An 11,703-nucleotide genomic window follows, 5' to 3' on the forward strand; every position below is an offset into this window, starting at 1 on the left:
GCCCCCACCGCCGGAGCCTCCGCGTCATGAGTGCCTTCACCCAGGTCCTGCGCATGCTGCGCATGCTGCCGTCCGCCATGGCCGTGGCCACCCCGGGCGTGGGCCCCTGGCTCGCCCGCCGCCGCTGGACGCGCGAGGAAGGCACGCTCACCCTGCCCGGCCTGCACGGCAAGGTGGAGGTGCTGCGCGACACGTGGGGCGTGCCTCACATCTTCGCCAGTGACGAGCACGACCTGTTCTTCGCCCAGGGCTACGTGCACGGGCAGGACCGGCTGTGGCAGCTGGAGATGGGCCGCCGGCTGGTGGACGGACGGCTCGGGACCCTGCTGGGCCCCATGGGCGTGGGCGCGGACAAGTTCCTGCTCACCATGGGCCTGCGCGACATGGCCGAAAAGGCCTGGGCGCAGGTGGACCCGGAGGCGCGCGCCATCCTGGAGGCCTACAGCGCGGGCATGAACGCGCGCATCGCCGCGGAGCCGCTGCCCTACGAGTTCACCGTGATGGCCACGGCGCCCGCGCCGTGGACGCCCGTGGACTCGCTCGCGCGCGGCAACATGCTGGCGCTGATGCTGGGCGGCAATCACCGCATCGAGCTCTTCCGCGCGCGGCTGGTGGCGGCGGTGGGCGAAGAGGTGGCCAACGCGCTGCTGCCGCAGAACGCGCCGGAGACGCCCCTCATCGTTCCGAAGGAGGCGCGCCTGCCGGGCCTGAAGAGTGTGAAGGCGATGTCCGGCCTTGACAGCGTGGACGATGTGTTGGGCGACCCCAACATCGTCTCCGGCAGCAACAACTGGGTGGTGCACGGCCAGCGCACGAAGAGCGGCCAGCCGCTGCTCGCCAACGACGTGCACATCCCCCTGAGCATGCCGTCCACCTGGTACGAGAACGGCCTGCACGGCGGCCGCTTCCAGCACGTGGGCTTCTCCCTGCCCGGCGTGCCCATGCTGATTGTCGGCCACAACGGGAAGGTGGCCTGGGGCATGTCCAACCTGGGGCCGGACACCCAGGACTTCTACATCGAGAAGCTGGACGACCCGAAGGCGCCCAAGAAGTACCTCTACCAGGACGTCTGGCACGACCTGGAGGTGCGCCGCGAGGAGATCCCCATCAAGGGCGGCACGCCCGTGGTGCTGGAGGTGCAGAGCACCCGCCACGGCCCGCTGATGAATGTCGTCATGGCGGAGGACCTGAAGGACAGCGAGCCCCTGTCGCTCAGGTGGGCGCACCGGGAATGCCAGCCGCTCATCAACGCCGTGCTCAAGCTCAACCTGGCGACGGACTGGGAGTCCTTCCGCGCCGCCATGAAGTGCTGGGAGGGGCCGGGCCAGAACTTCGTCTACGCGGACACGGCCGGCAACGTCGGCTACCAGGCCACGGGGAAGATTCCCATCCGCCAGGGACACCAGGGCCTCATCCCCATGCCGGGCTGGACGGGCGAATCCGAGTGGACGGGCTTCATCCCCTTCGAGGAGCTGCCCGCGTCCTTCAACCCGCCCGCGGGCTACGCGGCCACGGCGAACAACAAGATTACGTCCGACGACTACCCGCACCTCATCGCGCACAACTGGTTCCCCGGCTACCGCGCGAAGCGCATCACCGACCTGCTGGAGGCGGGCACGCAGCACACCGTGGAGTCCATGCGGGACATCCAGGCGCAGACGTACTCGCTGCCCGCGGAGACGCTGCGCCCCTACTTCCTGGCGGCGGCGCTGCCGGCGGACGACCTCCAGCGCCAGGCGGTGGACGCGCTGAAGGCGTGGGACCTGCGCTTCGAGCCGGAGGCCGTGGGCGCCACGGTGTTCCAGGCCTGGTACATCGAAGTGCTGCGCAAGCTGCTCCAGCACAAGCTGGAGCCGTCGCTGGTGAAGGAATACCTGATGGGCCAGTACGAACGGCACGGCAGCCTGCACATGCCCTTCGTCATCGGCCTGATGTCCCAGCCGGACAGCGCCTGGTGGGATGACCCGAAGACGCCGGAGAAGGAGACGCGCGACGACATCCTCCGCTCGGCCCTGGGCGTGGCCATCGCATGGCTTACGAAGACGTACGGCCCGAAGCCCGAGGCGTGGGCCTGGGGCCAGGTGCACCAGCTGACCTACGCGCACCAGATGCTGGGCGGGCCCGCCATCCCCGGCCCCATCCGGCGCGTCTTCAACAGCCGCCCGGTGCCGGCCCGGGGCGACAACTACTCCGTGGACGGCGCGTCGTTCCTCTGGAGCAACCCCTTCAAGGTGGTCCACGGCACCGCGCTGCGGATGATCGTGGACCTGGCGGACCTGTCCCGCTCCGTGTCCATCCACTCGCCGGGGCAGTCGGAGCACCTGTTCCACAAGCACCGCGACGACTTGATGGAGCTCAACCGCAAGGTGGAGTTCCACCCCATGCTCCACACGCGCCAGGCCGTGGAGCAGCACCGCGAGGCCACGCTGACGCTCACGCCCGCGGTGGCCCTGGCCAAATAAAACAACCCGGACTTGAAGGCCGTCACTCCCCCCGGAGCGACAGGCCTTCAGGCCCGGGTTCCATTGCTTTCAGGCTCCAGCGGGAGCCGGCACTCGTATTCGCGTCGAATTCCCCCTCAGAAACTCGACGCTTCCCCCTTCTATGTGCCAGCCCCTGCGGTCCCCCTCATTTCCCGCGCGTGCCGCGGTGAGCTAAGAAGTCCCCCGACTCCGTGACTCACCGTGTTGCTGCTGCGCGGGCCCCCCTGCTTCCCGTGCTGCGATGAAGGAACAGTACCGGGACCCCCTGTTTCGATCTGTGAAGCGGCCCACAAGCCCGGTGTGAAGGCGTTCACACCCGCCGGACTTGTCCACCGGGCCTGGATGGGAGGCTTCCCTACCTGCATCCAGGGATTCCGGGCAGAATGGACCTCCCCCCATGTCCTACGCGCAGCTGCTGGCCGAAATCCCCATGTTCGAGAGCCTCGGCCGGGAGGACCTGGAGAACATGTCGTCGCTCCTCCAGCCCCGGCGCTTCGCGAGGGGGGAGGTCATCTTCCACCGGGGGGACGTGGGCACCGCGCTGTTCATCATCCGGCGCGGCCAGGTGGCCATCCGGCTCTCCTCCAGCGAGGGGCGCGAAATCACCCTGGCGCTGCTGGACCGGGGGGATGCCTTCGGCGAGCTGTCACTGCTGGACGGCGAGATGCGCTCCACGGACGCGATGGCGCGCGAGGAGGCCCACCTCCTGACGCTCCAGCGCGATGACTTCCGGCGCTACCTGGAGACGCGTCCGCAGGTGAGCCTGGCGCTGCTGGCGAACATGAGCCGGCTGGTGCGGCGCACGACGCAGCTCGTGTACGACTCGGCGTTCCTGGATGCGCGCAGCCGGCTGGTGCGGGTGCTGCTGGAGCTGGCGAAGACGCAGGGGAAGCAGGCCCCCGACGGGCTGGTCATCACCCCCAAGCTCACGCAGTCGGAGCTGGCCAACCTGTGCGGCGTCACCCGCGAGAGCGTCAACAAGTGGCTGCGCTACTACGTGCGCGAGGGGATGCTCAGCTTCGAGGGCGGGCAGATCATCCTCCTCCAGCCGGAGCGGCTGGGCCAGGACGCCGAGTAGCCGTCAGCCGCGCACGCGGAAGAGGGACAGGGGCTCGTCACGGCCCTTCACCAGCACCGGGGCCAGGGGCTCCAGCGCGAAGCCGTCCGCGTCCAGGAGCGCTCGCGTGGCGTCTGTAATCAGCACCTCGCCCGGCCGCGCGACGCCGCACACGCGGGCCGCGACGTTGGTGGCGTCTCCCACGGTGGCGTACTGGAGGTAGCGCTCCGAGCCGATGTTGCCCGCGGCCACCGGGCCGGAGTTGAGCCCGATGTGGACCTGAATCTCTGGCACGCCCTCCGCCCGCCAACGGGCGTTGAGGTCCGCCAGTGCCTGCTGCATCTCCACGGCCGCGCGCACGGCCCGGTCCGCGTCGTCCGGCCGGGCGAAGGGGGCGCCCCACACGGCCATCAGCGCGTCGCCGATGTACTTCTCCAGCGTGCCCTCGTGGCGGAAGACGACGTCCGCCATCACCGGGAAGTACGCGTTGAGCATGTCCACCACCTGCCGGGGCTTGAGGCGCGAGGACATGGCGGTGAAGCCGGTGATGTCGGAGAAGAGGATGGTGACGTTCGCCTCGCGCACCTCCAGCGGCACGCCTCTCAGCGCCTTCAGCTGACGCACGACGTCCGGCGGGAAGAAGCGCTGGTAGGCGTTTCGCAGCACCGCTTCCTCCTCCAGGCGTCGCGCCAGGTGCGCGTGGTCCAGCGAGATGGCGGCCTGGTTGGCGAAGGCGGTGAGGAACTCCAGGTCCTCGTCGGTGAAGAGGCCTCCCTGCGTGAGGCTGTCCAGGTACAGCACGCCCAGCACCGCGTCCCGCGTGCGCAGGGGCACGCACAGCGAGGCGCGGATGGATTGGCGGAAGACGGAGTCCGCGCCCACGAGCCGCGCGTCGTCCTGCGCGTCGGTGAAGAGGGCCGCCACGCCGCGCGAGTGCACGTAGTCCACGATGTGCTGGCTGTAGAAGTGCTCCGGCAGCGCCCCACCCCGCGCGCCACGGGACACACGCGGCTCCAGCGTCCCCGTGTCGCGGTCCACCAACAGCACCGCCGCCCGGTCCACCGCCCAGATTTGAAAGACGAGCTGGAGCACGCGCTCCAGCAGTCCGTCCACCGGGCCCGGGGACGAGAGGATCTGCCCCACCTTGAGCAGCACCTGGAGCTTGTCGCGGGTGCGGTCCGGCGAGCGCGTGTCGAGCAGCGCCTCCATGGTGGACCCACCGGAGAAGCGCGTCTCCAACGGCTGCGTGCGCAGCGGGCCCCAGCCGTCCGGCAGCGGCGTGTCCAGGGACACCAGCCGGAAGAACACCTCGCCGCAGCGGAAGGACTGGCCGTGGCCCAGCTCCTGGCGCGACACGCGGTGCGGCCCCACGAAGCTGCCGTTCTTGCTGTCCAGGTCCACCAGCACCACGCGCCCGCCCGCGCGCTCCAGCCGAGCGTGGCGCCGCGACAGGCTGGGGTGCGGCACGCGGATGCCGTTCTCCTCGGTGCGGCCGATGGTGGTGGTGCCCTCCGGCAGCATCACCACCCGTTCATCCACCTGGCCTGGATTGAGGATGACGCGCATGGGCTCAAGACCGCGTGGAGGGGACAGGCTTCAGGTGGGCCCCTTGGCCGTGAAGGCACCGGGCCGGGGCGGGGATGCGGGCGCTTCCAGGACAGCGGGGGCCACCTGTTCGGAGGTGCGGTCCGCGGAGGACTCGGACTGGCTGCCGTGGCGGGCCACCACCTCGCGCACCGCGAGCGACGGGCCTCTGGGCCCTGGCAGGTGGCGGTCTCCGGCGAGGCGGCAGTCAAAGGCGTCCTGGAGCCGTGCGGCCAGCGTCTCGCTCACCAGCACCTGGTCGCGCGCGGCGACGGTGGCGAGCCGGGCCGCGGTGTTCACCACGTCGCCCAGCACCGTGTGGTCCAGGCGCCCGCGCCCGGCCGCGCCCACGTTGCCGGACAGCACCGGCCCGGTGTCCACGCCCATGCAGACGCCATGGGCATACGGAGACGCGTCACCGCCGCTCCACGCCAGGCCCTGCAGCCGCTGCTTCACCGCGAGGCAGGCGTCCAGCGCGCGCGACACGTGGCCTTCGCCCTGGAAGACGGCCATCACGGCGTCGCCCAGGAACTTGTCCACCACGCCGCCGCGCGACTCCAGCTCCGGGAGGATGACCTCGAAGTTGGCGTTGAGCCGGCGCAGCGCGGACTCCGGCGGGTGCTCGCGGGTGACGGCGGTGAAGTCCGCGACGTCCAGGAAGGCCACCGTGGCGTCCACCTGCTCGCCCGCGAGCGCGCCGGGGCCGCGCACCAGCGGCAGCACCCGGTCCACGATGCCGCCGTGGACGAACATGCGCAGCAGCGCGTTCTCCTCCGTGGAGCGCACCGCGCGGCGCAGCTCCGCCACGTGGCGCACCGTCTTGGCCAGCGTGGACTCCAGGTCGTCCAGGTCCACCGGCTTCACCAGGAAGTCGAACGCGCCCCGGTTCATCGCCGTGCGCAGGTTGGGCAGGTCGCCGTACGCGGAGACCATGACCACCTTCACCAGCGGATCCACCTCGCCCACGCGCGACAGGAAGGTGAGCCCGTCCATGCGCGGCATGTTCAGGTCGCACAGCACCGCGTGCGTGTCCGGGTGCTGGCGCAGGGCCTCCAGCGCCTCCTCGCCGTCGCGCGCGAAGACGAAGCGGTAGACGCCGTCGCGCACGTGCCGGCGGAAGCGCTGGCGCATGAGCAGCTCCACGTCCGGCTCGTCGTCCACCACCAGCACCGTGGCGGCCTGCCCGGCGCGGCCCGCCTCCACCAGCGCGACGAAGGCCGAGGCCAGCTCGCGCGCGGACGTGAAGCGCTGCGCGAGCGTCGGGTGCAGGGCGCGCTGGAAGAAGGCGTCACCGCCAGCGCCCAGCTCCGGCACCAGCTGCGAGACGGGCACCGCGGGCGGGTGGAAGGCGCCTCGCAGGAGCGCGCCCACGGACTCGGGCCCGTAGGGGAACTGGCCGGTGAGGGCGCGGTAGAGCACCACCGCGAGCGACCAGAGGTCCGCTCTCGCGTCCAGGTCCGGGTCGGCGCGCAGCTGCTCCGGGCTCATGTAGCGCAGCGTGCCGGTGAGGCCCTCCGCCTGCGCGGGCGTGCTGGTGGGGATGAGCGAGCGCGCGAGCCCGAAGTCGAGCACCTTCACCACCTCCTCCCCATCCACGTGGGCGAGGAAGAGGTTGGCGGGCTTCAGGTCGCGGTGGACGAGCCCCGCCGCGTGCGCCGCCGCCAGCGCCCGGGACACCGGCGTGACGAGCGCGGCCACGCGGGCCGGCGACAGGCGCCCCTGCTGGGTGAGGCGCGTCTCCAGGTCCTCGCCCTCCAGCAGCTCCATGACGATGTACGGCACGCCGCCGTCCACGCCGGAGTCGTGCACCTGCACCACGTGCGGGTGGCGCAGCCGGGCCACGGCCTGGGCTTCCTGTTCGAAGTGGCGGTGGGCCTCCGGCGTGCGCGCCACGACGTCGGAGGCGATGAGCTTGAGGGCCACGTGCCGCTGGAGTTGCAGGTCGACCGCGCGCCAGATGGCACCCATGCCACCGCCGCCAATCCTGCGCTCCAGCGCGTACCTGCCGCCCAGCGGGCGCCCGGTGTCCATCGGCCCTGTGTCTCCGTCCCGGGCACGGCCTGGCGCGCGTGCCTCGCGAAGCCGGGAATGATGGCACACTTGACCCCTCCCCTGGCGTGCCCATTCGGTGCCGAGCCCGAAGCCCCCGGGCCCGGCTGCACGCCCGGTGTGGGAGGAGGAACGTCAGGTACGGGTCAGCGCCTGGGCGAGCCGGGGCAGGACCTCCCCCGCTCGCGCCTCCACGCGCACATCCGCGAGGCCGTCGCCCCGGCTCTCCCCGATGTTGAGGATGCCAATGGGCATGTGCCGCTCCGCCGCGCGCGTGACGAAGCGGTAGCCGGAGTAGACCGTCAGCGACGAGCCCACCACCAGCAGCGCGTCCCCCTCCTCCACGAGCGCGAACGCGTCCTGCACCAGCGGCGCCGCGACGTTGTCCCCGAAGAACACCACGTCCGGCTTCAGCGTCCCGCCACAGCGCGTGCACGCGGGGACGCGGAAGCCCTCCACGGCCTCCTGCGACAGCTCCGCGTCGCCGTCCGGACGCAGCTCCACGAGGGTGTGCGCGAAGTCCGGGTTGAGGCCCAGCATCCGCGCCTGGAGCGACGCGCGAGGCTCCTGCGCGCCACACGCCAGGCAGCGCACCCGCGACAGCGCGCCGTGCAACTCCAGCACACGCTCACTGCCCGCGGCGTGGTGCAGGCCGTCCACGTTCTGCGTGATGAGCCCGGGCACCACGTCCGCCTTCTCCATCGCGGTGAGCGCGAAGTGCGCGTCATTGGGCCGGGCGGTGGTGAAGCGCGGCCAGCCCAGCAGGCTGCGCGCCCAGTAGCGCTGACGCACCTCTGGCTGGTGCAGGAACTCGCGGTGCTGGATGGGGTTGCGCACCTTGTGGCGCGTCTCCGGGCCGCGATAGTCGGGGATGCCGGACTCGGTGCTGATTCCGGCTCCGGTGAGCACCACGACGCGGCGTCCGCGCAGCAGCCTGGCCAGGGCGTCCACACCCGCGTCCGGCGGGAGGGCGGCGACAGGGGAGTCCGTGAGGAGCGTCATTCCACCCTCCGTATAACGTGGCCCGTTCGTGCTCGCTCCAGGGCCTTGGCGCTTCTGACGAGGCGCTTACCGGACGAGCGCGTCCCTGGCGGGGTCCGCGGGCTTCGGCGTGGCCATGGCGGCCTTGAGGTCCCTGCGCGCGGCGGGGGGCAGCTTGGCGATCCAGCGGTCCATCGCATGGCGCAGCTCCGGCACGGAGGACTCCTCGTCGGGGAGCGATGCGGCCTCCTGGCGGGCCTCGGCGGCGAGCCGGACGGCGCGGGCCGGGTCCTGCTTCGCGTCCCACAGCGCGCGGGCCAGCATGTAGCGCGCGGCGGGGCGCTCCGCGGGTCGGGGCCGGGCGCGCTCCCAACCGGCGACGGCCTGCTCCAGCGGAGCCAGCGCCTCGCGCGGACGGCCGAGCACCATGTACGTGCGCCCCAGGTCCACCAGCGCCCCCGTCCAGCCGCCGTTCACGTCGTCTGGCAGGGACGTCTGGAGCGCGGCGGCGCGCTGGAAGTACGGCAGGGCCTGGTCCGGCTGGTTGCGGTAGCTGAGCGTCTGCCCCATGCCCCGGAGCACCAGCGCCAGCGTGGGGTGGTCCGGGCCCAGGCTCTTCTCCACCTGTTCGAGCGCCGTGGCGAAGCGCTGGGTGGCCTCCTCCAGGCGGCCCATGTGCACCAGCAGCGTGCCGATGTTGTTGACGATGATGGCCACCGTGGAGCTGTCGCGCCCCTCCGTCTTCTCCGCGATGCTCAGCGCGCGTTCGTAGAGGGGCAGCGCCTCCTCGCGCTTGCCCTGGTACTGGAGCGCCAGCGCCAGGCTGTTGAGCGCGTCCGCAACCTGCGGGTGGTCCTGGCCCAGCGAGCGCTCCAGCAGCGCCAGCGCGCCCCGGGCCAGCCGCTCCGACTGCACGAAGTCGCCCTGCTGCCAGCGCACGCTGGCCTGCTCCAGGCGGATGCGCGCCACGTCCGGATGCTCTGGCCCCAGCGCTCCTCGCACGGTGCCCAATGCGCGCTCGTACAGGCCCAGGGCCTCCTCCGCGCGCCCCTGTGAGCGGCGCACGGTGCCCAACTCCACGCGCACGTCCGCGACCTCCAGGGCCTCCGGGCCGAAGCGCTTCTCCAGGAAGGACAGCGCGCGGGTGAGCTGTTCGTGGGCCTCCGGGTAGCGGCCCTGGCGCGACAACAGCCGGCCCAGGTTCATGGCGAGCGCGCCGGCCAGTTCCCTGCTGGCGCCCAGCCGCTCCACCGCGGCGCTGGCCCGCTCCGCGGCCTGCTGTCCCTGGGCGTAGTGGTCCAACCGTTCGCCCGTCACGCGCACCGCCAGCGTCCACGCCCGGGCAGCGGCGTCGTCGTTGCGGCCGGCCTCCGCGGTCCACGCGGCCTGGAGCACCGTGGCCTCCGCGCCCCGGTAGTCCCCGGCCCCGTCCTTCAACTCCGCGAGCAGCAGCAGCGCGTCCGCGGCGCCGGACCAGTCCCCCGCGGCGCGTGCGGACTGGGCCACCGGCTCCACGCGCGCCACTCCCTGCGAATAGCGGCCGGCGGCGCGCAGCGCCCTTGCGTCCACGAGCGCCTGGAGCAGCGCCACCGTGCGGTCCCTTGCGGCGGGATCATCGGATGAGGAGTGGCCGCGCGACGTCAGCGCCTCCACGTCCGAGCAGCCCGCCAGCGGCGTCAGCCCCTCCACCGCGCGGGGCGCCCGCTCCACCAGGTCCGGGTCCGCCTGCGTGAACAACTGCGTGAGCGCGGCCACGTCCGCGAGCCGCGCGTCCAGGCAGCGCATGCGCAGCGCCATCACCGCTTCGCTCTGCTCGTGGCGTACGCGGGTGGCCTCGCAGGCCGCCGTGCGCGTCGTCACCCACGCGGCGGTGTACGAGTCCAGTCCCCTGCGCACGTGCCGGAAGGCGTCGTGCGCGAAGCGGCGCTCGGTGCCGACGAAGGCCGCCTCCACCGCCTGCTGCCGGGACGCGTCCCACACGCCGTCCATGGCGCGGGCGGCACCCTCGCAGCCCGTGACGTCGCGGCGGTTGAGGACGTGCGTGAGGCCCACCGCGGACAGGAGCAGCAGCGACGCGCCCGCCACGCGCAGCCGCCGCGTCCGGCGCGCCGCGGGGTCCGCATCCAGCGCGGCGATGAGCGCCTCCATGGACGCGTGGCGGTCCTCGGGCTTCACCGACAGGCCCTTCACCACCACCTTGCGCAGCCACTGCGGCACGCCGGAGTGCCGGGGCACGCTCTTCACGCGCCCCGCGTGCACCGCCTGGGACAGCTCCTCCACCGTGGCGCCCGCGAAGGGGCGCTCGCCGTAGAGGCCTTCGTAGAGCGCGGCGCAGAAGCCGAACTGGTCGCTGCGCGCGTCGGTGCGCTCCTCCGGAGGGAACTGCTCCGGGGCCATGTACGCGGGCGTGCCGCCCTCCATGGCGCGCGGATGCGCGGGGCTTCCCGGCAGCACCGGCGGGACCACGGCGCCGAACATGATGCGCGACAGGCCGAAGTCGGTGACGCGCACGCGGCCATCCTGGCCCACGAGGATGTTCTCCGGCTTCACGTCGCCATGCACGACGCCCACCGCGTGCGCGGCGGCGAGCCCCCGGGCCACGGCGAGGAAGACCTCCACCACCTGGCGCCACGGGTGCGGACCGTCGTGCTCCCACTTGCGCAGCGTGTGCGCGTCCACCAGCTCCATGGCCAGGAAGACCTGCCGGCCGAAGGTGCCCACGTCGAATACGGAGACGACGTGCGGGTGGGAGACGCGGGCCATGGCCTGCGCCTCGCGCAGCACCTGCGTGCGTCCGGCCTCCGCGCCCAGCCCCAGCGCCTCCACCTGGAGGAGCTTGAGCGCGACGCGGCGGTCCAGCTCCGGGTCATAGGCGGCGTACACGACGCTCATCCCGCCCACGCCCAGCATCTCCAGGATGAGGTAGCGGCCCACCGCCGTGCCGCGCGCGAGCGGCGGCGTGGGCAACCTCAGGCGCGGCTTCTTCCCGCGCCACGGGTCCACGGCCAGCGTCGCCAGCTGGCTGTCGAGGACCTCCTCCTCCGGAGCCGCCGGCCCGGAGTCCGTGGGTGGCTGCACCTTCAGCGCCTCGGACACCATGCGGCGGCAGGAGGGGCACGTGTCCAGGTGCTCGTCGACGAGCGCCGCCCTGTCGGAGGGCAGCGTCCCGAGCAGGAGGTCCATGAACGTGGGTTCGTCCAGACAGGCGAGGGGCATGGGAGGCACGAGGAAGGCGGCAGCACAGCAGGACTCACGGCGGGCGTCGAGTCACCCCCGGGACGTTTCATGCGTTGAAGGGTTGCCTGCTCGGCGGGTGGGACGTCGGTTCGCGAACGCCCCCGTCCCTATGTGTTGAGACAGGGCGCGCTTTCTGGGAAGTGTCCAAGCATGCGGGTGTTGCGACGTCTCGGATGGGCCGGACTGATATCCCTGGCGCTGCACGCCCTCATCTTCGGGCTGTTGTGGGCAGTGGACCCCGCGCTGTCGTCCGCCGGACGCACCGCCCGGCTGCGCGAGAAGGCGGTCGAGGTGGAGATCATCACCTCCCCC

The 11,703-nt window shown here is 72.1% G+C and carries 6 protein-coding genes; 2 read left to right on the forward strand and 4 right to left on the reverse strand.

The window, feature by feature from the left end; translation table 11 throughout:
* The first annotated feature begins 26 nt into the window (after positions 1-26).
* Together D7Y15_RS38935 and D7Y15_RS38940 are read left to right on the forward strand one after the other, a co-directional pair.
* On the forward strand, positions 27-2,462 hold the full coding sequence (locus D7Y15_RS38935) for a penicillin acylase family protein (protein ID WP_121755727.1): 2,436 nt from the start codon (positions 27-29) through the stop codon (positions 2,460-2,462).
* A 418-nt stretch (positions 2,463-2,880) separates the two neighbouring features.
* Positions 2,881-3,561, forward strand: a complete 681-nt coding sequence (locus tag D7Y15_RS38940; RefSeq protein WP_120563505.1) for a Crp/Fnr family transcriptional regulator — start codon at positions 2,881-2,883, stop codon at positions 3,559-3,561.
* 3 nt (positions 3,562-3,564) lie between these two features.
* On the opposite strand, the gene D7Y15_RS38945 is transcribed toward D7Y15_RS38940, so the two are convergent.
* From D7Y15_RS38945 to D7Y15_RS46670, 4 genes are all read right to left on the reverse strand, one after another.
* Positions 3,565-5,106: an adenylate/guanylate cyclase domain-containing protein gene (locus D7Y15_RS38945; RefSeq protein ID WP_121755728.1), complete on the reverse strand. Its 1,542-nt coding sequence runs from the start codon at positions 5,104-5,106 to the stop codon at positions 3,565-3,567.
* A gap of 30 nt (positions 5,107-5,136) precedes the next feature.
* Entirely contained in the window at positions 5,137-7,155 is a 2,019-nt protein-coding gene (locus D7Y15_RS38950; RefSeq protein WP_120580775.1) for a protein kinase, read from the reverse strand.
* Positions 7,156-7,308: 153 nt separating this feature from the next.
* On the reverse strand, positions 7,309-8,175 hold the full coding sequence (locus D7Y15_RS38955) for an NAD-dependent protein deacetylase (protein WP_121755729.1): 867 nt from the start codon (positions 8,173-8,175) through the stop codon (positions 7,309-7,311).
* A 66-nt stretch (positions 8,176-8,241) separates the two neighbouring features.
* Positions 8,242-11,370, reverse strand: a complete 3,129-nt coding sequence (locus tag D7Y15_RS46670; RefSeq protein ID WP_121755730.1) for a tetratricopeptide repeat protein — start codon at positions 11,368-11,370, stop codon at positions 8,242-8,244.
* Positions 11,371-11,703: the final 333 nt, after the last annotated feature.

Source organism: Corallococcus sp. AB030 (assembly GCF_003668965.1).
Classification (GTDB): domain Bacteria; phylum Myxococcota; class Myxococcia; order Myxococcales; family Myxococcaceae; genus Corallococcus; species Corallococcus exiguus.

What these genes read in the sequence shown, in the direction of transcription:
- D7Y15_RS38935 (WP_121755727.1), top strand. Translation starts at nt 27, where the DNA reads ATGAGTGCCTTCACCCAGGTCCTGCGCATGCTGCGCATGCTGCCGTCC.
- D7Y15_RS38940 (WP_120563505.1), top strand. Translation starts at nt 2,881, where the DNA reads ATGTCCTACGCGCAGCTGCTGGCCGAAATCCCCATGTTCGAGAGCCTC.
- D7Y15_RS38945 (WP_121755728.1), bottom strand. Translation starts at nt 5,106, where the DNA reads ATGCGCGTCATCCTCAATCCAGGCCAGGTGGATGAACGGGTGGTGATG.
- D7Y15_RS38950 (WP_120580775.1), bottom strand. Translation starts at nt 7,155, where the DNA reads ATGGACACCGGGCGCCCGCTGGGCGGCAGGTACGCGCTGGAGCGCAGG.
- D7Y15_RS38955 (WP_121755729.1), bottom strand. Translation starts at nt 8,175, where the DNA reads ATGACGCTCCTCACGGACTCCCCTGTCGCCGCCCTCCCGCCGGACGCG.
- D7Y15_RS46670 (WP_121755730.1), bottom strand. Translation starts at nt 11,370, where the DNA reads ATGCCCCTCGCCTGTCTGGACGAACCCACGTTCATGGACCTCCTGCTC.